General features: G+C 75.5%; 13 protein-coding genes. 10 read left to right on the plus strand and 3 right to left on the minus strand.

Annotated elements, in window-relative coordinates; genetic code table 11:
• Positions 1-2 precede the first annotated feature (2 nt).
• A complete protein-coding gene (locus tag ACZ5NW_RS31380) occupies positions 3-1,601 on the minus strand; it encodes an FUSC family protein (RefSeq protein WP_468747372.1) in 1,599 nt (532 codons plus the stop codon).
• Between the two features lie 283 nt (positions 1,602-1,884).
• Between ACZ5NW_RS31380 and ACZ5NW_RS31385 the strand changes: the two genes are divergently transcribed.
• Positions 1,885-2,361, plus strand: a complete 477-nt coding sequence (locus ACZ5NW_RS31385; RefSeq protein WP_468747373.1) for an Lrp/AsnC family transcriptional regulator — start codon at positions 1,885-1,887, stop codon at positions 2,359-2,361.
• A 256-nt stretch (positions 2,362-2,617) separates the two neighbouring features.
• Here the strand turns inward: ACZ5NW_RS31385 and ACZ5NW_RS31390 are convergent, their stop codons facing one another.
• Positions 2,618-3,397: a LysR family substrate-binding domain-containing protein gene (locus tag ACZ5NW_RS31390; RefSeq protein ID WP_468747374.1), complete on the minus strand. Its 780-nt coding sequence runs from the start codon at positions 3,395-3,397 to the stop codon at positions 2,618-2,620.
• A gap of 58 nt (positions 3,398-3,455) precedes the next feature.
• Between ACZ5NW_RS31390 and ACZ5NW_RS31395 the strand changes: the two genes are divergently transcribed.
• From ACZ5NW_RS31395 to ACZ5NW_RS31435, 9 genes are all read left to right on the plus strand, one after another.
• Positions 3,456-3,851, plus strand: coding sequence for a DUF5997 family protein (locus ACZ5NW_RS31395; protein ID WP_468747375.1), 396 nt, complete (start codon positions 3,456-3,458; stop codon positions 3,849-3,851).
• A 140-nt stretch (positions 3,852-3,991) separates the two neighbouring features.
• The gene (locus ACZ5NW_RS31400) at positions 3,992-6,205 is read left to right on the plus strand and encodes an SdrD B-like domain-containing protein (protein WP_468747376.1); all 2,214 of its coding nucleotides are present in this window, start codon (positions 3,992-3,994) and stop codon (positions 6,203-6,205) included.
• An 89-nt stretch (positions 6,206-6,294) separates the two neighbouring features.
• Positions 6,295-6,684, plus strand: a complete 390-nt coding sequence (locus ACZ5NW_RS31405) for a cold-shock protein (RefSeq protein WP_468747377.1) — start codon at positions 6,295-6,297, stop codon at positions 6,682-6,684.
• Positions 6,685-6,763: 79 nt separating this feature from the next.
• The gene (locus tag ACZ5NW_RS31410) at positions 6,764-7,327 is read left to right on the plus strand and encodes an MBL fold metallo-hydrolase (RefSeq protein WP_468747378.1); all 564 of its coding nucleotides are present in this window, start codon (positions 6,764-6,766) and stop codon (positions 7,325-7,327) included.
• Between the two features lie 82 nt (positions 7,328-7,409).
• Positions 7,410-8,264 carry a DUF4132 domain-containing protein gene (locus ACZ5NW_RS31415; RefSeq protein ID WP_468747379.1) on the plus strand — a complete coding sequence of 285 codons (855 nt, stop codon included), beginning with the start codon at positions 7,410-7,412 and terminating at the stop codon, positions 8,262-8,264.
• The gene (locus tag ACZ5NW_RS31420) at positions 8,261-13,354 is read left to right on the plus strand and encodes a hypothetical protein (protein ID WP_468747380.1); all 5,094 of its coding nucleotides are present in this window, start codon (positions 8,261-8,263) and stop codon (positions 13,352-13,354) included. The genes ACZ5NW_RS31415 and ACZ5NW_RS31420 overlap by 4 nt, the downstream gene beginning before the upstream one ends.
• 67 nt (positions 13,355-13,421) lie before the next feature.
• Entirely contained in the window at positions 13,422-14,591 is a 1,170-nt protein-coding gene (locus ACZ5NW_RS31425; RefSeq protein ID WP_468747381.1) for an ATP-binding protein, read from the plus strand.
• A gap of 4 nt (positions 14,592-14,595) precedes the next feature.
• Positions 14,596-18,315 carry a vWA domain-containing protein gene (locus ACZ5NW_RS31430; RefSeq protein WP_468747382.1) on the plus strand — a complete coding sequence of 1,240 codons (3,720 nt, stop codon included), beginning with the start codon at positions 14,596-14,598 and terminating at the stop codon, positions 18,313-18,315.
• On the plus strand, positions 18,312-20,123 hold the full coding sequence (locus tag ACZ5NW_RS31435) for a hypothetical protein (RefSeq protein ID WP_468747383.1): 1,812 nt from the start codon (positions 18,312-18,314) through the stop codon (positions 20,121-20,123). Before ACZ5NW_RS31430 ends, ACZ5NW_RS31435 begins: the two co-directional genes overlap by 4 nt.
• A gap of 103 nt (positions 20,124-20,226) precedes the next feature.
• Here the strand turns inward: ACZ5NW_RS31435 and ACZ5NW_RS31440 are convergent, their stop codons facing one another.
• On the minus strand, positions 20,227-20,649 hold the full coding sequence (locus ACZ5NW_RS31440) for a secondary thiamine-phosphate synthase enzyme YjbQ (protein WP_468747384.1): 423 nt from the start codon (positions 20,647-20,649) through the stop codon (positions 20,227-20,229).
• Between the last annotated feature and the right edge of the window lie 48 nt (positions 20,650-20,697).

Raw genomic sequence — 20,697 nt, forward strand, 5'->3', positions numbered from 1 at the left:
ATTCAGGCATCGACGAGCGGCGATCCGGAGGACACGCGCAGGGGGTGCGCGAGATCGACCAGGGCCCGCTCCAGACCGTGCAGGTGAGCGAGCGGCCCGGGGACGGTGGCGGGCGGATCGGCCAAGGCGGGGGTGGGGATCGGGGCATGCTCGTGAGCCGAGCCGTGAGCGGACGCCGGCGGCGTCACGGGGTCGTCATGCCGCACCACCCCAGCCACCCGGACACGCTCCTCGGCGGCCGCCTTCCCACCCGGCATCAGCGCCTCCACCGCGCCCTGCACCCGCCAGCACGCCGCCGCCAGGCGGGCGTCGTGCGACGCCTCCGGATCCGCGGCGACGGCGACCAGGCCGCGGATCTCACGGGCGCAGTCGTCGAGGAGGGCGAGGACGCGGCGGGCGCGGTTCTTGCGGCCGAGCATCGGGTTCAGCGGGTGGACGAGCGGGGCGACGGCGAGCCGCACCCGGCCGAGGAGCTGCTCCAGCTCGGCGACCCGGGCGGCCGGATCGGCGCTCTCGTCACCGGCGAGCCGCGCGGCGGCCTCGGCGGTGCAAGTGTGCACGCAGCGCAGGGCGCGCCGGATCCACGCGTCGGTGATGGTGTGCGTGGTGACCGGCAGGACGAACAGCACGGCCAGGCCGGCGCCCACCGCGCCGACGCCCGTCTCCGCGAGGCGCAGCGCCAGCAGCCCGGGAGTGAGGACGCCGAGAAGGCCGTAGAGCAGTTCGGCGAGCAGGGTGACCCAGAGCATCATCCAGGTGTACGAGACGGCGGCCGTGTAGAAGATGCCGAAGACGCTGACCGCGACGAGGACGGCGGTGGGGGCGGGCGCGCCGGCCACGGGGACGACGACGAGCGGGCCGAGACCGATGCCGATCACGGTGCCGAGGACCCGCCGAAAGCCACGGACCAGGGTCTCCCCGCGCGACGTGGTGTTGACGAAGATCCACCAGGTGGCGCCGACGGCCCAGTACCAGCGCTGCCCGGACACCAGCTGGCCGACGACGAGGGCGAATCCCGCGCCGGCGGTCGCCTGGACGGCCTGCCGGGTCGTGACGCGGGCGAGACCCGTACCGCCCGGCGGGGCGGGGACGGCGGCCGGGGGCAGCCGGCGCTCGTAGCACCACGCCCCGAAGCGGACCGCCGCCGCGCTCAGCACGGACAACGCCACGGCGGCGTACAGCTCGGGCAGCCGGTCGCCGGTGGCCCGCAGGAACTGGGCGATGAAGAACATCATGAACGCGAACACGCCGAGGCTGTGGCCGCGCGGACCCCAGCGGCGCGCGTACACGCCCGCGCCGATGACAGCGAGGAAGGTGAGGTCGCGCGCCACCGGGTGGTCGTGCAGGAGGGCCGCCGCCGTGAGCACCGGCAGCCCGACGGCGGGCAGCAGCGCGGTGGTGACGGCCTGGCCTCGGACCGTGGGGTCGGCGACGGTGAACAGGGCGAGCAGGGCGGCCAGGCCGCCGGTGACGGCTCCGGTCGTCGAGTGGCCGGCCACCGCGCACACCACGACCGCGAGGCCGATGCCGAGGACGGCCCGCGCGGCGAAGCGCAGCCGCGCCCGCCCCGGGTCCGGAGCCACGAACACCCTCTTCAGCACTGCTTCCCGCCCCCTGTTCCGACCTGATACGACGACTGATGGACACCGGCATGAAAAAGGCGCCGCGGGATCCGCAGCGCCATCGACGTCCCCATGACAGCATCCGATCCACCACCGGCTCAAGCGGCACCTGTTTCACTGGGCCATTGGCCCACCCCGGCCGCGTCCGGCCGGTCCACGGCCGGGCCAACGGACCACGGTGACCGGCCCACCGGGATCGCGGCCCGCTGGGCCATTGGTACAGTCGATGAAGATCATGTACGGAGCTGGGAGGCCGGGCACCATGGCCGTGGACGAACTCGACACCCGCATCCTGAGGCTGCTGCTGGAGCAGCCGCGCACCAGCGTCCGCGAGTACGCGCGCATCCTCGGCATCGCCCGCGGCACCCTCCAGGCCCGCCTGGACCGCCTCGAACGCGACGGTGTGATCACCGGCACGGGCCCGTCCCTCTCCCCCGCCGCGCTCGGTCATCCGGTGCTCGCGTTCGTGCACATCGAGGTCACCCAGGGCCATCTCGACGACGTGGGCGAGGCGCTGGCCGCCGTGCCGGAGATCGTGGAGGCGTTCTCCATCACCGGCGGCGGCGATCTGCTCACCCGTGTCGTGGCGCGTGACAACGCCCACCTGGAGGACGTCATCCAGAAGCTGATCAGCCTCCCCGGGGTCGTCCGCACCCGCACGGAGGTCGCCCTGCGCGAACGCGTCCCCCACCGCCTGCTGCCGCTGGTGGAGTCGATCGGCCGCACGTCCGGAAAGTGACCCGGAAGGGGACGCGGTGAACCGCGCGCCACGCCACGACGCACCCGCGGGCAGCACCCCGCGCCGGCCCTAGGTCCTGTCCGGCGGATCAGGCCGCAGACGCGGGGGCTGGCACGCCCATCTGCGGCGTTGTCGTCGGTTGCCGATGCTCCGCATCGCCGCCCTCCTCCGCCTTGCAGCTGGACGCACCAGCCCCCGCTCACCTGCGCTGACGAGGTACCGCCTATCTCCTGCGGCCTGATCCGCCGGACAGGCCCTAACGGCGGCGAGGCTTCTTTCCGCCGGCGCCACGGCCCCGTGCGGCGTCGGTCCTGCGGCTCTGCCCCTGGCCCTGCCCCTGACGCTGTCCCTTGCCCTGTCCTTGTCCTTGCCGCTGCTTCGGCTGAGCCTTCTTCCGCTGCTCCGCCGGAGGCACCGGCGCCTGCCGGCCCCGCGTGCTGTTCACCGTGCGCCCGCGCACGATGCCGATGAAGTCGTCCACGAGGTCCGTCGTCGCGTCCTCCGGCCACGACAGGGCCACGCTCGATCGGGGTGCGTCCGCCACGGGGCGGAACGTGAGGTCGCGGCGGTGGTGGAGGCGGGCCAGGGACTGGGGGACGTAGAGGACGCCGATACCCGCCGCGACCAGCTCGATCGCGTCGGCCGTCGTGGCGGGGCGGTCGAAGGCGGGCTCGCCGGGGGGTCGCTCCTCCCAGCCGAGGACGTCGTCCAGCGGGTGGAGGACCACCTCGTCGGCCAGATCGGCCAGGGTGACCTCGTCCGCCGCGGTCGCCAGGTGATCCTTGGGGACCACGACGACCGTCGTCTCGGTGTAGAGGGGGATCGCGCTGAGGAACGTGCGGTCCACGGGCAGGCGGACCAGGCCCGCGTCGGCGGCGCGGTCGCGCAAGACGTCGGATGCCTCGGCCGCGGTCACCTGGAGGAGGTCGAGGGGGGTCTCGGGGCGGCGCTCGTTCCAGATCCGCACCCACTTGGCGGGCATCACTCCGGGGACGTACGCGAGCCGGAACGTGGGGGAATCCGCCGAGTCTGTCACCCCGCCAGGTTACCGGCTGTGGTCGGAGGTCTGCTCCGCGGCGGATAGTCTGGACAGCATGAAGTCGCACCAGAGCGCCCAGACGATGAAGCCCGCGACCGCGGCGAAGAAGCTGGGCGTGTACCTCCCCGCCACCCCCGCCGAGTTCCAGGAGGGCGTCGTCTCGCGCACGGAACTCAACGAGCTCCAGGCGAACCCGCCCGCGTGGCTGCGTGAGCTGCGACAGACCGGCCCGCACCCGCGTCCCGTCGTCGCGGCGAAGCTGGGCATCTCCATCGCGGGCCTGGCACGGGGCGGGGTGACCGAGGCGCTGACCACCGAGCAGATCGAGGCGCTGAAGAGCGAGATGCCGGAGTGGCTGGCGAAGGAGCGCGCCACGCAGGCCGAGGTGCGCAAGGAGACCGCCCGCCTGAAGAAGCGCGACGCCGAGCGGGAGCAGGACGCGCGTTCCTGACCGCGCTCACACGGATGCGGGCATTCGCTGCGCCAACGCACTCAATGTGCCGCTGATCGGGCGTTCGGCGTCCGTCGGCACGGAAGACGATCACCGAAGACTCCGTTTCCAGGACGTCTCCGGGAGCATCGGGAGGATCCGTGCCGCATCCCCGCACCCTGCGCCGTACGGCGGTGGGCCTGCTGACCATGGCGGCGCTGACCGGCGTCACCGTGCCCCTCGCCGGGGCGCGGACCACCGCCGACGGCAGGGTCACCGTCCGTGTCGTGACCGAGGTCGACGCCGACGGGACGTACGACAGCGGACTGGAACCGGGCCTCCCCGGCGTCGAGGTCGTGCTGCGGGACGACGCCGGGCACGGGACGGCCGGCGTCACGGACTCCCACGGGCTGGCGGTGTTCACGGCGGCCGCCGCCACGTACCGGGTCGAGACCCGGAACCCCTCGCCGGGCAGGCTGCGCCCGGCGATCGCGGGGCGCGGCCCGGGCGCCGACGTCATCCGCCGCACCAGCGGCTTCGTGACGGTCCGGGGCGGCGGGGACACGAGGTACACCACCGGCTTCTGGGAGCCGGATCTGTACTGCCAGGAGAACCCGGGGCTGGTGAGCTGCGGCCAGTACGGCGGAGGTGTCACCGGCCGGCCGGGCGTCGTCGCCTTCCCCGGCTTCCCCGGCGGGAAGGGCAGCGCCCCGGCCGTCACTCTGACGACGAACGAGCGGCTGGGCGCGGTCCACGGCATCGGCACCGACCGCACCGGCAACATCTACCTCGGCACCTATGTGAAGCGGCACGCCCCGTACGGCCCGGCGGGCGCGGTCAACGCGATCTATCGGACCACGAGGGACGGCGGCGCGGTGTCGACGTTCGTCACGCTGCCGGGCACGCTCACCGCGCACGAGAAGGGCGCGACCGAGCCGTACTACCGCTCCGACGACGTGATCTACGGCAGGGTCGGCCGCGAGGGCCTCGGTGACGTGGACGTCGCCGCGGACGGCGGCACGCTCTACGCGGTGAATCTCGGCGACTCCCGGCTGTACGCCGTGCCGATCCTGGGCTCCGGCGACACGGTGACCGCGGGCACGCCGTCGTCGTACGCGATCCCGAGGCCGTCGTCGGACTGCGTGGGCGACTGGCACCCGTTCGGCATCGGCGTGCGCGGCGACCGCGTGCTCGTGGGCGGGGTGTGCGGGGCGGAGCCCACCGTCTCCCCGACCGTCCCCTACGGCAACCCGTCCCAGCTCAGCGCGCATGTGTACACCTTCACGGGCGCCGGCTTCACCCCGCTGTTCGCCACCACGGACCTCGACTTCGACCGCGGCTGCGCGTACCGCTTCCAGGGCGCCCCGGCGAAGGCGTACCGCTGTCGTGACACGACCACGGTCGGCGAGGTCATGAGCGCCGACTGGGAGGCGTGGAACGAGCGGGTGCCCGGGCACGAGTCGCACGGGTTCGCCGCCGCGCCCCAGCCGATGCTGGCCGACATCGAGATCGCCGACGACGGTGACCTGCTGCTCGGCTTCCGCGACCGTTTCGGGGACATGCAGGGCGACGGCGCCGAGGAGTTCGGCGGTACGGCCACGGTGCGCGCCGTCGCGGCCGGGGATGTGCTGCGGGTGTGCGCCGACGCGTCCGGCGGGCTCGTGCTGGAGACGAACGGCGGCTGCGGCTCGCACACCGGCGCCGCCCCGGGCAATGAACAGGGGCCGGGCGGCGGCGAGTTCTACGCCGACGACCTCACGCGCGCCGACGCGCGGCACGAGCAGGCCGCCGCGGGCGGCACGGCCCTGCTGCCGCATCGCGGGAAGCTGTGGGGCACGGTCCGGGAGGCGTCCGGCGGGTGGGGGGTGCGCCAGTGGGACTCCGAGACGGGCGCGCGGACCGGTGCCCTCGCGCGCGGCGCCTTCGGTGACGGACCCGGCGACCTGGAGATCCTGTGCGACCGGGCGCCGGTCCAGATCGGCGGCCGGGTGTGGTTCGACACCGATCGGGACGGCGTCCAGGACCCGGCCGAGCCGGCCGTCGCCGGGGTGCGGGTGACGGCCATGCGCGCGGACGGCACCGGAGGTCCGCTCGTCGCCACCACCGACGCCCGGGGCGAGTACGCCTTCGGCAGCGGGCAGGGCCTGGCGCCGGACACCGCCTACGACCTGGTCTTCGACCGCGGCCGAGTCGATCCGTCGACACTGCCCGGCGCTCCGGGTCCCGACGGCCTGCGCTGGACCCGGCGCACGGCACCGGCGCGGACGCCGCGCCCCCTCGGTTCCGCTGTCGACGCCAGTGGGCGGATCCGCTGGACGACCGGCGGTCCCGGCCATGTCGACCACACCCTCGGCGCGGGCATCGCCCCGGGCTGACGTCGCGGGAGTCGCTCCGAGGGGCCCGGGATGGCTACGATCTGCTCAGGTTCACCGGAGTGGGTGTTTCGAGGCTGTTGGGGGTCGGGATGGTTGCCGGTCGTGTGGTGCGCTTCGACAATGCGCGAGGTTATGGGTTCATCGCGCCCGATGACGGCGGGGAGGATGTCTTCCTGCACGTCAATGACATGTTGATGCCCGAGTCGCAGGTGCGGCGGGGCGTCGTGGTGGAGTTCGAGATCGAGGACGGGGAGCGCGGTCCCAAGGCGTCGAACGTGCGCCTCGCGCGCGGGGCGGACGGCAAGCCGCTCACCCCGGACGACGACGTCCTGTGCGACGTGCTGAACACGGAGGAGTTCACGCGGGAGGTCACCGAGGCGCTGCTGTCGGCCGCGCCGTCGCTGACCGCCGAACAGATCCTTCAGGTGCGCTCCGGCCTGGCGCAGTTCGCCAAGCACCACGGCTGGGTCGAGGGCTGACACCCGGGCCGCGCCGTCCGGGTGGGCGGCCGGTCTCCACGGGGTGCTCCAGCGCGCGGGGTAGGTCTAGGGTGCGGGAATGGCAGCTACCTTCCGTATCCTGACGGCCGGTTACGTCGGCCCCCGCACCGCGAGCACGGTGAGCCTCGTGCGCGACGGCGACACCGTGGTGGTCGTCGATCCCGGCATGGTCGCCGACCGGGCGCTGATCCTCGATCCGCTCGCCGCGGAGGGCGTCACGCCGGAGGGGGTCACCGATGTCGTCTTCAGCCACCATCACCCCGATCACACGCTGAACGCCGCGCTGTTCCCGAGGGCCCGCTTCCACGACCACTGGGCGATCTACGAGGGCGACCTGTGGACCGACCGCCCCGCGGACGGCTTCCACCTCTCGCCGTCGATCCGCCTGTCGGCCACGCCCGGGCACACGGGGGAGGACATCAGCACCCTCGTCGACACCGACGAGGGGCTCGTCGTCTTCACGCATCTGTGGTGGAGCGCGGAGGGGCCCGCCGAGGACCCGTACGCCACGGACCCGAAGGCGCTGCACGCCTCGCGCGAGGCGGTGCTCGCGCTGTCGCCGGCGCTGATCGTGCCGGGGCACGGCGCCCCGTTCACCCCGGACGCGGGCACGCCGGCGTAGGGCCCCTCCGCCGCCCGGAGGCGTTGTCAGTGGCCTGCCCTAGAGTTCCCGTCACTTGATCACGGCGGTGCGGGAGGCACGTATGGGGTGGGTGTCGGCCGGCGACTACGAAGTCGCCCTCGACGGCGGGAAGGTGGTGTGCCGCAACGCGGCCGGGCGCCGGCTGAAGTCCGTGCCCGCGAAGCTCGCGGACGACCCGGCGGTGGTGGGGCTGCGCCAGCTCGCCGAGTGGCTGGAGCGGCACGAGAGGCAGTGTCTGGCCGATGTGGAGCGGTGGATGGTGCGCTCCCTCGCTGTGCCGCTCACCGTCCTCACGCGCGTGTGGCCGGACCCCGCCTGGCAGTCCGCCCTGCGCGACCTCGTCGTCACCGGAGCCGACGGCGAGGTGGCCGGATTCCTGCGGGACGCCGACCCCGAGCGCGGTCTCGGCCTCGTCGACCTCGACGGCGACACCGTCCGCATCAGCCCCGGCCTCGTCCGCATGCCGCACCCGGTGCTCCTCGACGACCTCGCGGAACTGCGGGAGTTCGCCGTCGAACTCGGCGTCGAGCAGCGCGCCCAGCAGCTCTTCCGCGAGGTGTGGCACCGGCCGGCCGCGCTCGACACCGAGGCCACCGAGGTCGAGGAGTACGCGGGCGGGGCGTTCAAGGAGCTGCGCTTCCTGCACGGCCGGGCCGCCCAGCTCGGCTACCGCGTGCGCGGCGGGAACGCGGTCTGCGCCGTCCTGGAGGACGGCCGTCCGGTCGAGGCACGCGTGTGGATCGGCGACTACGACGGCTACGAGGAGACCGAGACCGGCCCCCTGGTGTTCACCGACGCCGCCGGCCGGACGCTGAGGCTCGGTCAGGTCGGGCCGGTGGCGTGGTCGGAGGGCATGCGCATGGCGGCCGCGCTGTACGCCGGGCGGGAGATCGAGGACGAGGAGCAGGCGGCATGACGGCCGACACGACGTACGACGAGACCACCGCGGCCGCGCTGCTCGACGCCGGCGCGATCCTGCCCCCGGGCAGCACCACGCGCGAGGACGCCGACGCCCTCACCGTGCGCACGTACACCCACCCCGCGCTGGACGGCCGCCGGGTCGTGCGGCTGGTGCCGGGCACCCTGGGTGAGGCCGAGGACCTCGCCCTGGAGTTCCTCGGGCTGGCCCGTGAGCCGGAGGCTCCGGAGGTGGGCCAGATCCGCCGCGAGACCCTGGGCTTCCCCGCCTGGGCGCTGGTCAACGACCCCGCCAACGGGCACCACGCGCTGGCCCTGGTCAAGGACGTGGAACGGCTCGCGCGGCAGGCCAAGTCCCGCCCGGGCACGGCGAAGGACGGCTTCGAGGAACTCGGCGCGCGCCTCGGCCGGGCCGTGCCGCACTTCCTGCCGACGTTCTACGAGCAGGCGGCGCGCGTCTTCCTCCAGCACGAGAACACGACGTACGCCTCCGCCTTCTTCGGCAAGGCCCGCGAGGCCGAGCGGGTGCACGCGCTGGCCGTCGACGAGGAGCGGCAGCGGGCGGTGTTCCTGGAGTTCGCCTTCGCCGGGGCGCTGACGGTCAAGGCCCTCAAGGAGCATGTGAAGGATCTCGCGCGGCGGCTGGATCCCGCCGAGGCGTGGGCGCAGTTCCGTCAGTTGACGGTGGAGCGCTGCGCGGCCGGCATGCCGCCGTACGCGTCGCTGCCGCAGGACTCCCGTGGGCTGATCAAGGCCGCGGGCCTGGACCGGGTGACGGAGGAGTGCGCCTTCGTCGCCGATCTGATCGCCTCGCCCGCCGCCGTGCGCGCCCCGGCGTCCTTCTGGAACGCCTACCGGGCCACCCTGACGGTCCTCGCCGAACAGCGGCCCGAGGTGCGCCTGCGACTGCTGGAGATCATGCCGGCGGGCCTGGGCGGCACGGTGGAGGACGACGAGTTCTGGCTGACGCTGCTCGCGGAGTGCGGCGCGGACCGCCTGCTGACCGAGAGCGGTGAGACGGGCGGCACGGCGAGCGGGAGCGGGGCCGGGCCGGTGGACGCCGGGGACTGGCTCGCGCGGTGGTCCGGATACCGCAAGCACGGCGGCACGGTCTCGGGGCGCTCGCCCGCCACCCTCGCGCTGGTCGCGCGGATGGCGCCCCGGCTGCGCGAACGGGGCCGGCCCGTGGACATCTTCAGCGGCCGCTGGCATGCCGGCGTCGAGCTCGACCTGCTGGACCTGTGCGCGGCGGAGGGCATCCCGCTGGCCGTACCGGGCGAGGACCAGCAGGTCCACGTCTCCCTCGACCGCTGGCTCCAGGACGAGCGGCCCGGGCGGCGCGACCTCACCGCCGTCGCGGCCGACCCGCGCCTGCGGCGGCTGCTGTACGACGGCATCGGCACGGCGGTCGAGTACCGGGCGGTCAACGCGGTGGTGGAGGCGATCGCCGACCACCCCGTGCTCACGGACGTGCTGCGCGGATGGCTGGACGACGCGGCCGACGAGCTGGCCCGCGCGGCCGGGCTGCCCGCCGCGCGCGCCGCACTGGCCCGGCTGCGCCCCTTCCGCCCGGTCGCCGCCCGGGTCAGCCCCGAGGCCGTCGCCCGGGTCGCCGCGTACGAGATCGCGCCGCTGCTCGGCCGCACCCTGCGGGCCGGCGTCCTGGACGAGCTGGGCTGGCCGGCCCTCGAAGAGGCGCTGACGCTGCTCGACGCCGAGAAGAGCGCCGACCGCGACGACACACTGACCGTCCACGAGGCGTGGCCCGCGCTGATCCTGGCGCGCCGGCACAAGGCGCTCGTCGTCGGGCCGGAGGGCATCCTGCTGGCGCACGACCTGCGGCTGCCCGTCGAGCTGGACCGCTGGCAGCGCCCGCAGTTCCGGTTCACGGACGGCGAACTGCTGGTGATGTGGCGGCACGAGGGCAAACAGCACGGGTACTGGTCCGGCCGCCCGTCCGAGGTGTTCATCCTGGGCGGGGAGAGCCTGCCGCACTGGTACGGCGACGCCGACACCGCCTCGATCCCGCTCAGCGGCGGCGGCCGTGCCACCGGCGGCCGCGCGCTGCACGCCGGCGACACCGTCCTGCCGCCGACCCGCCCCGTGCTGGGCGACGGCACCACGCTGTGGCGGCAGGGCCGGCAGGGACGGCAGCAGGTGTGGCTGGAGTACGACCCGGCCACGGGCACGCACGGGCGTGCCTCGCTGCCCGCCTTCCTGCGTTCCGGCATTCGCGAGGACGCCTCCCTGCGGCAGGAGCAGTGCGAGGTGCTGCCGCTCCGGCCCGGCCTGGAACACAGCCCGTTCGGCACCGACGGCGCGGTCCTGGGCCGCTGGGTGCGCACCGAGGGCGACGGCCCGGAGCAGCGTACGACCGTGGGCACACCGGACGGCCGTACCGCGACCCTGCCGACGCCGCACGGCCGGACGGCGGGCGTTCCGCTGGGCGTGCTGCGGCTGCCGGGCGGCGCCGGACCCGTCGCCGTGCAGTCGCACCGGCAGATCGTCCTGTTCGCCGCCGACGACACCTCCGGCGCCGGGGAGCTCGGCCGGGTGAGCGTGCGCGAGCGCGGGGGCGAGTGCGCCGCCGGGACCCGCTTCGTGCCGCCGCCCGCCTTCTGGCACGCCCTGCGCCCGCGCGACGAACAGGGCTCGGCGGTGCTGCGCTCCCTCACCGACGAGCGGACGGCCGACGTGCTGCGCGCCGCCGCGCGGGCCCTGGCGGAGCGCCAGGAGCGGCTGGCGGCCGCGCGCGCGTCCACCGGCGACAGCGCCGAGGCCGCCAAGGCCCAGCAGGCGGTGCCGGACGCCGACACCTTCGTCCGGGAGGCCGTCGCCCGCGAACTGCCCGGCATCGCCGACGGCCGGCTGCTCACCGGTGTCGCCGCCCTGGTCCGCGGGGCCATGCTGGTGGCCGAGTCGGGCGCCGCGTTCGTGGCGCCGCCGAAGGAACGGACACCGACGGACCGCCGACGGGTCGACGGCATGTTCGCCGACCTGGCGCCCGAGCACGGGGACGACCGGACGCTGCGCGAGGCGACCGCCGGCCTCGCCCAGCTGCACGGCTGGTGGGGCGGCGGCACCGGCTGGACCGCGCTGCGGCAGATCCACGCCGTGAACCACGTGCTGTCCGGCCGCCCCGCCGACGGCAAGCCGCTGCCCGAGCACACGCGGCACGCCGCGCTGCCCGACGGCTGGATCGGCGAGGAGTTCACCGTCCCCGGGATCGGGATGGTGTGGACGCCGGTGCTGTCGGTCCTGCGGCCGCTCGCCTACCGTGCCGCCTCCCCCACCCTGCCGGACGCGTACCGGCAGGGGCTGGTCCTGCTGTTCGAGGCGCTCGCCCAGGGACCGCTCACCACGCACGACGGCACGCTGCGCGAGATCGTGCTGGGCGAGGCGAACGACCGGCGCGAGCGGGTCGGCCAGGTCCTGCGCCACGGGGAGCGGACCGTGGTGATCCTCGGCTGCCAGAACATCGACACCGCGCGCGGTCGGACCAACTGGCTGGCCCTGGACCACGATCCGTCGGGCGCGTTCGGCGCGATCGCCCACTTCACGCTGACGCGGGAGACGCGTTTCGCCCGGGAGTTCCCCGCCGAGAGCCTCACGGCCGTCGCCCGGCTGGTCCGGGACAAGGGTGCCGCCGACTGGGTGCCCGAGGCCCCGCGGGCGCTCGCCGACACGACCGGCGGCGCGCTGGGCCCCGTACAGGCGGCGCTGCTGGTGGCCGCGCTGCCGGGGGACGCGACCGGGGAGGTGCTCGCCGGGATCGGGCTGAAGCCGCGTCAGCGGGACCTGGGCAACGGCCTGCTGGGCTCCCTCGACGCGGCGGACCGGGCGGCGCTGGTCGGCGCCCTGCTGCCGACGGATCCGGCCGAGCTGTGGACGTCCGGCCCGGACACCCGGGCGGCGGGCGAGGTGTGGCGGGCCCGCCTCGGCGGGCTGCTGCGGCTGCCCGAGGAACTCGCCGCCGACCTCGACCTCGGGGGTGTGCGGGCCGGCGCCGCCGAGGCGGTGCTCAATCCGTCGCGCACGCCCTGGCTCAGCCGCACCACCGTCCAGCGGCCCGACAAGGACGGCGAGCTGGTCCCCGAGGACCCCGAGGCGCTGCCCGGGCGGTACGACCTCACGGGCGCCGTGGCCACCCTGGCCGCGCTCGCCTACGGCCTTCCCCTGGGGCACCCGCTGCGCGCCGTCCTCCCCGAGGGGCTGGCCGCGCTGCGCCGCCGGCTCGCCGACCCGGGGCTGCTCCTCGACGTCGACATCTCCTGGTCGGAGAAGGGCGGCACGACCTGCGTGGCGCTGCGCAAGGCGTACGGGCTGCCGGCGTCCGGGGGCGCCGGCGCCGACGGGCTGACCCGCCTCGGCGAGGCCCTGGTGCTGCGGCCCTGGTACGGCGACGAGGAGGCGGTGCTGGTCCGCCCGGCCGGGCTGACCGGGCCCGACGACTCCGTGTTCGGGCTGGTCGAGGGGCTGGTCGGCGCCTGGCGCGGCGACGGCATGCGGACCCTGCGCACGATCATGGGCGAGGACCTCGCGCGGGCGCTCGCCGTGGGGGCCGATGGTGGTGCGGGCGGCGGCGGTGCTGCCGGTGCTGGTGCCGATGCTGCCGGTGCCGGTGCCGGGCAGGTCACCGGATACGCGCAGGATCCGACGGTCGCGGTGCCCGCGCTGGTCACCGAGGTCGCCGGGACGCACGGCCTGAGTGAGGACGCGGCGGCGCTGTATCTCCAGTTGCTGGCGCTGCCCGACCCGACGGACCGCAACTGCGCGCGCTGGACCGGCTGGAAGCCCGCCCGGCTGAAGAAGGCGCGCGCCGAACTCGCCGCCACCGACCTCGTGGTGGAGGCCAAGCGTCCGCGCGCGGGCCGCTCCCTCTTCCTGCCGTGCGGCTGGCTCGACCTCAAGGCGCCCCTGTTGCCGGTGGAGCTCTGGAAGGAGGGCCTCTACCCGGTCTCCCGGGGTGTGCCGCTGGTTCCGGTGGCGGAGCTGTTCACCCGGGCCTGGGAGCGTGTGCGCGCGGGCGACGCCCCGGCGTACGAGGAGCTCACCACGCGCGCGACGCGGAAGGGGCGGCGCCGATGAGGACCGACGGCACCGTCCCGCCCGTTCCCCTGTCCGTGACCCGTCCCTGCCGAAAGAGCGCCGCCCGATGACCACCACCCTCTCCGCCGACGCCACGCGCCAGATCGTCCCGCCGGAGGAGCGGTTCGCCGCCGAACTGGCCTTCCTCGCCGCGTACGACGCCGGGCCCCGGCCGCCCGCCTGGCGGCTCACGCCGCGTGCCGTCGTCACGTTCGTGATGGGCAGCGACGGGCAGGCCCTGAGGCTGCCCGACGACGCGGCGGTGCCCGACAGGGTGCCGCGCCGCATGGTCGTGGAGGGCAAGTTCGTCGGCGACCGGGCGCTGGTCGAGCGGTGTGTGGTCACCCTCGCGGGCGAGCGCGGTCTGCTGCTCGTCGGCGAGCCGGGCACCGCCAAGTCGATGCTCTCCGAGCTGCTGTCGGCGGCGGTGTGCGGCACCAGCGGGCTCGTCGTGCAGGGCACGGCCGGTACGACCGAGGACCAGCTCAAGTACGGCTGGAACTACGCCCTGTTGCTGGCGCAGGGGCCCAGCCGGCAGGCCCTCGTACCCTCCCCCGTGCTGACCGCCATGGCCCGGGGCGCGGTGGCCCGGGTCGAGGAGGTCACCCGCTGTCTGCCCGAAGTGCAGGACGCGCTGGTGTCGTTGCTCTCCGAGCGGCGCATCGCCGTGCCCGAACTGGCCGGCACCGAGGACGGCCTGGCGCACGCCGCGCCCGGTTTCACCCTCATCGCCACCGCCAACCTGCGCGACAAGGGCGTCTCGGAGATGTCCGCCGCCCTCAAGCGGCGCTTCAACTTCGAGACGGTCGGGCCGATCGGGGACCTCGACGCCGAGACCGCGCTGGTGCGCCGCCAGGCGCGGGCCTCCGTCGAGCGGGCCGGGGCGCCCTTCCAGGTCGACGACGCGGTGCTGGAGGCGCTGGTCACCGCGTTCCGGGATCTGCGGGAGGGGCGGTCGGCCGAGGGCTGGGAGGTGGAGCGGCCCTCGACCGTGATGAGCACGGCGGAGGCCGTGTCCGTCGCGGGCGCGCTGGGGCTGGCCGCCGCGTACTTCCCCGGCGACCGCGATGTGCTCGGGCTCCTGCCGGGCCATCTCCTCGGCGTCGTACGCAAGGACGATCCCGCCGACGCGGCCCGGCTGCGGGGCTACTGGGACGGCCCGGTCCGCCGGCGCGCGGAGCAGGGGTCGGCGACTTGGCGCACGCTGTGGGATCTGCGCACGGTGCTGGAGGGCTGACATCGTGACGCGCTCCTCCGACTCCCCTCGCCCGGTGGGCGGTTCGGCCGCTGTTTCGCCGGACGCGGCGCTCGCCGCCCTCACCGATCCCGACGGTCCCTGTCTCATCGGGGTGCGGCATCACGCGCCATCGCTGGCCGCCGTCGTGCCCGCGCTGTTGGACGAGGCGAAGCCGGACGTGGTGCTCGTCGAGTTGCCCGGCGAGATGCAGGAGTGGCTGCCGTGGCTCGGACACGAGCAGACGCGGGCACCGGTCGCCCTCGCCGCCGCGCCCGGCGACGGCCGCGGCGGGGGGCCGGCATTCTATCCCTTCGCCGACTTCTCGCCCGAACTGGCCGCCGTGCGCTGGGCCGTGGCGCACGGCGTGCCGGTGGTCGCCTGTGATCTGCCGCTCGCCGACCGGGCGTGGAGCGAGGGACGGGACAGCGATGCGGGGGCCACGCCCGACACCCCCGGTCTCGCGACCGCGTTGCGCGCGCGGTTGACCGGCCGGCCGGGCGACGACCTGTGGGACCGGCTGGTCGAGGCCACCGCTCCGGGTTCCCCGCCGGAGGCGCTGCGCCGGGCAGCGCTGCTGACGGGATGGGCGCTGCGCGAGGACGCGGTGGCCACGGGTGGGGTGCCGGAGCTGGACCTGCGGCGGGAGCGGTGGATGCGGTCCTGCCTGGCCTCCGCCACGGCCGGCGGGGAGCGGGCCGCGGTGATCGTCGGGGCGTTTCACGCTCCGGCGCTGATCGGGAAGGTCGCCGGGGAGGGGGAGTTGACCGAGATCCACGAGCAGCCGACCGCCGCTCCCGGAACGCCCACCGAGACGCCCGTGGTCCCGCCGGCGCCGTCCTCCAGCGGGCGGCCCCTCTGGACCACCTCCCTCATCCCGTACGCCTATCCGCTGCTCGACGCCCGGTCCGGTTACCCGGCGGGGATCCGGGATCCCGAGTGGCAGCACATGGTGCTGCGGGCGGCCGGTGATCCGGTCGCGCTCGACGAGGCGCTGACGCGGGCGGCCGTACGGGTGTGCGCGGAGCTGCGCGCGCTCGGGCACCCCTCGGGGCCCGCCGACGCGCGGGAGATCGTCCGGCTCGCCTCGGACCTGGCGCGGCTGCGGGGGCTGCCCGCGGCGGGCCGGGGCGAGCTGGTCGAGGCGGTGCAGGCGGTGCTCGCGCAGGGCGAGCCGTACGGCCGGGGCCGGGCGGTGGCCCGGGCGATGGAGCAGGTCCTGGTCGGCACGCGCACCGGCCGTCCGGCGCCCGGTGCGCCGCGCAGCGGTCTGGCCCCGGCCGTGGAGGACGAGGTGGCCGCGCTGGGCCTGCCCGGACCGGAGTCGGCCGGACCGGGTGCGGCGCCCCGCGATGTGCGGCTGGATCCGCTGCGTTCGGACCTCGACCGCCGCCGGGAGCTGCTGCTGCGCCGGCTGACGGTGTGCGGGGTGCCGTACGGGGAGGCCAAGGAGGTCGTCGGCGCGGGCGGCGCGGATGCCCTCACCGCACGCTGGGAGGTGCGCTGGACGCCCGCGACGTCGGCGATGCTGACGGCGGCCGGAGTGCGCGGGGTCACGCCCGCGCAGGCCGCCGAGGGCCTGCTGCGCGAGCGGCGGCGCGCCGAGGCGGACGAGGGCGGTCCGACGGCCGCGCAGGCCCTGCGGGGGCTGGCGGAGGCGGCGGAGTGCGGTCTGCCCGCCCTGGCCGACGAGCGGCTCGACGACATCGCCGAGGTGCTGCCGGACTCCGCCACGCTGCCCGAACTCCTCGCCGGACTGGCCCTGTTGGACCGGCTGCGGGCGGGCCACATCGCCGGGCTCGGTGCCGACGAGGAGCGTACGGCGCGGGCGTCGGCCGTGGCCGAGCTGCTCACCGCCGCGGCGGTGCGGCAGGTGGACGGACTGACCGGTTCCGAGGACCCGGCCGACGCCCACGCACTGCTCGAACTCGCCCATCGAGCGGACGCGTTGGGCGGTATCCGGCTCACCGACGCACTCGCCCGGCTGGCCGCCGACGGCTCGCCGTTGATGCGCGGTGCGGCCGGGGCCGTCCGGGTGCTGCTGGACCAGGAGGAGGCCGGGGAGTTCGGGGCGCGGGTCGCCTCGTGGGTGGACGCGGCGGGCGACACCGCGTCCCGGTCCGCTCTCACCGCCCGGCTCACCGGCCTGCTGACGGCCGCGGGGCCGCTCCTGGAGGCGGCGCCGCCCGCCCTGGAGCCCTTGCTCGACCGCGTCTGCGAGCTGCCCGACCGGGAGTTCCTGGACCGGCTGCCCGCGCTGCGGGGTGGTTTCGACACGCTGAGTCCGGCGGCCCGCGAGCGATTGCTGACGGCCATCGAGGAACGGGTCGGGACGGGGTTCCGGCCGGACGACACGGGTGGCGTGGACCCCGCCGCGCTCGCCGCCTGGACGCGCGCCGACTTCAAGGCCCGTATGGCTCTGGACGCGCTGGGGCTGCTGCCGGTGGGGATCGCCGTCGAGAAGGAGACCCTCGACGGCGAGAAGAGGACCTTCGAGGGTGAGGTGGAGACCTTCGAGAGCGAGGCGGAGACGTTCGAGGGCGAGAGGGAGACCTTCGAGGGCGAGACGGAGACCGTCCGCTCCGAGCAGCACACGCGGCACACCGCCGAGGTCGACCGCTTCCTCGCTCCCGTCGACCGCTGGCGGCTCGTGCTCGGTCGACGCGGGGACCAACTGCCCTCTTCCACAGCCCCGTTGGCCACGGCGCTCGACGAGCTGTACGGCAGGGGGCGGGGCGAGGGCAGCCGGGGAGACCTGGCCGGACCCGGGTCCGGGGGCGGCCGGGAGGTGCCGTATCCCGGCGTACGGGAGTGGTCGGAGGAGCTGGCGGCACTGTTCGGCCCCGGTATCCGGGAGGAGGTACTCGCCGCGGCGGCGGCCTCCGGCCGGGACGACGTCCTGGCGGAGCTGGACCCGGACGCCGTACGCCCCTCGGTCGATCTGCTGCGCACCGTGCTGCGGCACGCGGGCGGGCTGCCGGAGGCACGGCTGGCCGCGCTGCGCCCGCTGGTACGGCGGCTGGTCGAGGCGCTGACCCGGGAGCTGGCCACACGGTTGCGGCCCGCGCTGCACGGCACGGCCCTGCCGCGCCCCAGTCGGCGGCCCGGCGGCGGGCTCGACCTCCCGCGTACGCTGCGCGCCAACCTGGCGACGGCACGGCGCGGACCGGACGGCGCGATCCGGGTGATCCCGGAGCGCCCGGTGTTCCGTACCCGCGCGCGGCGGGCCGCGGACTGGCGGTTGATCCTGGTCACCGACGTGTCGGGGTCCATGGAGGCGTCCACGGTCTGGGCGGCGCTGACCGCGTCGGTGCTGGCCGGGGTGCCGACCCTGTCGACGCACTTCCTGGCGTTCTCCACGGAGGTCATCGATCTCACCGGGCACGTCGAGGACCCCCTGTCGCTGCTGCTGGAGGTCAGCGTGGGCGGCGGTACGCACATCGCGGCGGGGCTGCGGCACGCGCGCGAGCTGGTCACCGTGCCGTCACGCACGCTGGTCGTGGTCGTCAGCGACTTCGAGGAGGGCTATCCGCTGGGCGGGCTGCTCGCCGAGGTGCGCGCCCTGCTCGGGGCCGGCTGCCATGTGCTGGGGTGCGCGAGCCTCGACGACGCGGGCCGTCCCCGCTACTCGACCGGTGTCGCCGGGCAGCTGGTCGCCGCGGGCATGCCGGTCGCCGCCCTCAGTCCACTCGAACTCGCCCGCTGGGTAGGGGAGAAGATCGCATGAGCCCGCACCTGCCGCCGGTCGCACCGGCCGTGACCGCGGAGCTGGTCGCGGCACTGTCGCCGCGCCTGCGCAAACGGCTGGACGCGGGCGTCGCCAAGCTGGCGGCCCGTCCGGTCGTACGCGACGGCGACACCGTACGGATCGCCGTGGACGACGACACCGACCTGGTCCTCGATGCCCCCGGCGGCACCGTGACCAGCGCGGACGCGATCCGCTGCGGGTGCCTGCTCGCACCCGACTGCCTGCATCGCGCGGCGGCGGCCTCGGCGGCGCCGGTCGCGGAGGACACGCCCGATCCGCCGAGCGACGCGTCGGCTCCGGCGCCGGATGCGGCTTCGCGCGCCGACGCGTCCGGACCCGCGCGGCCCCGGCCGACCGAGTCGCCGAGGCCGGCCGTCGAGGCGGAGGCCGCCACGCCCGAGCAGCGTGCCGCCGCCCTGGCGGTGTGGGATGCGGCGGCGGCCGTCCTGGAAGCCGGTACCGACGGCGCCGGCGCCGTGCTCCAGGCGGAGGTGCTGCGCGCGGCACACACGGCCCGGCTCGCGGGGCTGCCCCGGGCCGCGTCGGCGGCGGTCTCCGTGGTCACGGCCGTGCGCGCGGCCCGCTCGGGCGATCCCGCGTACCGGCTGGGCGACTTGGTGGCCGCGCTCCGGGAGGTGCTGTCCGTGGCGCACCGGGTCCCGGACGCCACCGGGCCCGAGTTCGCGGAGCTGCGCGGAACGGCACGGCAGCCGTACGTGCCGGACGGCTCGCTGCGGCTCTACGGCCTGTTCTGCGAACCGGTCCTCACGGCGACCGGGTACGCGGGCGCGGTCACCTGGACCGCCGACGCCGACGGCCGGCTCCTCACGGTCTCCGACGTGGCACCGGGCGGCGCCGGCCGGGCCACGGGCGCCGCCGACCGCGCCGTACGCCTGGGTGATACGGCCCTGACGCACCGCGAGTTGTCACGCGCCGGGCTCGCCGTGTCCGGGGCGACGGTCTCCCCCACGGGCCGGCTGGGAGCGGGCGCGGGAGTGCGGGCGGTGCGCGCGACGGGCGCGGCCTGGACCGAGCCGCCACTGGACGGGCTGTGGGCGGCGCCGGTCGCCGAGCAGGTCCGACGGGCCCTGACCGCAGCCGACGGGCAGGATCTGCTGTTCCTCGACGTGACGCTGCTGGGCGCGGCCCGCGAGGCGGCGGGGGACTGTCTTCTCGCCGAGTGCGCCGGGCTGACGCTGCGTCTCACCGTCGCGCACGACCATCCGGCACTCCCCCATCGCGACAATCTCCGGCTGCTGGCGGCCGCGCGGGGCGCCCGGCTGCGGATCGTGGCACGCCTGGCGGCGCCGGGGGACCTGCCGCGCGCCCGGCTGCTGGCCGTCGAGCATCCGACGGTCGCGGGCACCCGGGTCGACCTGGGTCTGGACCGCCTCCAGCGGGCGGATCTGCCGGAAGGCGGGCCGGCGTCCGGTGCGGCGGTCCCCGTACCACCGGCTCCGGACGAGGCGCCGCTGTACATCCTGCGGCGGCGGGTGCGGCAGGCGGTGTCCGGCGGGCGGCGGGTGCTGACGCTGTCCGGGAGCGGGGCGGGTGACGGCCGGCGGCTGCGCGCCCTCGGTCTGGCGACGGCGGGCGATCTGCTCGACGGCCTTCACGCGACGGCGGCCGACCGCTCACGGGACGTCTTCGGCCGCCTCCTGCCCACCGACCCGGCCCGCTTCGCCCGCGCCTGGCTCGCGGCGGCGCTGTACACCACCGAGGTCGAACGGGCGCTGTGCGCGGCGGCGTGGGCGGCGCCGGGCTCCGCTGCGGCCGCGGTGGGGTGAGCCGGGGCGTCGGTCACAGCGGTGCGCGCCAGTGGTCCGTGTTCTCGACGAGTCGGGCCAGGTCGCCAGGGCCACGCGCGTGCCGGTCTTTCACCGATGCGGGCTAGCCGAGGAACGAGAGGCGCACCTGACGGTCGGGGTTGTCCTTGTTGGTGTCGACCAGGCAGACCGACTGCCAGGTGCCCAGCTCCAGGCGGCCGTTGAGGACGGGCAGGGTGGCGTGGGGCGGGACGATGGCCGGGAGGACGTGGTCGCGGCCGTGACCGGGGCTGCCGTGGCGGTGCTGCCAGCGGTCGTCGGCGGGCAGCAGGGTGTGCAGCGCGGCGAGGAGGTCGTCGTCGCTGCCCGCTCCCGTCTCGATGACCGCGACGCCCGCGGTGGCGTGCGGTACGAAGACGTTCAGCAGACCGTCGCGGCCGCCCGCCACCTCGCGCAGGAAGGTCTCACAGTCCCGGGTGAGGTCGACCACCGCCTCGCGGGAGCCGGAGGCGATGTGCAGAACACGAGTGGTGAAGGCATCTGACATGCCCCTCATCCTGACCCATTCCCACGCCCTCCGCCGCGCTGGACGGCC

Source organism: Streptomyces sp. NPDC032126 (assembly GCF_055580085.1).

Excerpts from the sequence above, each read along its gene's own strand:
- ACZ5NW_RS31395 (WP_468747375.1), top strand. The coding sequence starts at position 3,456 with ATGAAGTCGCACCAGAGCGCCCAGACGATGAAGCCCGCGACCGCGGCG.
- ACZ5NW_RS31420 (WP_468747380.1), top strand. The coding sequence starts at position 8,261 with ATGACGGCCGACACGACGTACGACGAGACCACCGCGGCCGCGCTGCTC.
- ACZ5NW_RS31440 (WP_468747384.1), bottom strand. The coding sequence starts at position 20,649 with ATGTCAGATGCCTTCACCACTCGTGTTCTGCACATCGCCTCCGGCTCC.
- ACZ5NW_RS31410 (WP_468747378.1), top strand. The coding sequence starts at position 6,764 with ATGGCAGCTACCTTCCGTATCCTGACGGCCGGTTACGTCGGCCCCCGC.
- ACZ5NW_RS31435 (WP_468747383.1), top strand. The coding sequence starts at position 18,312 with ATGAGCCCGCACCTGCCGCCGGTCGCACCGGCCGTGACCGCGGAGCTG.
- ACZ5NW_RS31425 (WP_468747381.1), top strand. The coding sequence starts at position 13,422 with ATGACCACCACCCTCTCCGCCGACGCCACGCGCCAGATCGTCCCGCCG.
- ACZ5NW_RS31415 (WP_468747379.1), top strand. The coding sequence starts at position 7,410 with ATGGGGTGGGTGTCGGCCGGCGACTACGAAGTCGCCCTCGACGGCGGG.
- ACZ5NW_RS31405 (WP_468747377.1), top strand. The coding sequence starts at position 6,295 with ATGGTTGCCGGTCGTGTGGTGCGCTTCGACAATGCGCGAGGTTATGGG.
- ACZ5NW_RS31385 (WP_468747373.1), top strand. The coding sequence starts at position 1,885 with ATGGCCGTGGACGAACTCGACACCCGCATCCTGAGGCTGCTGCTGGAG.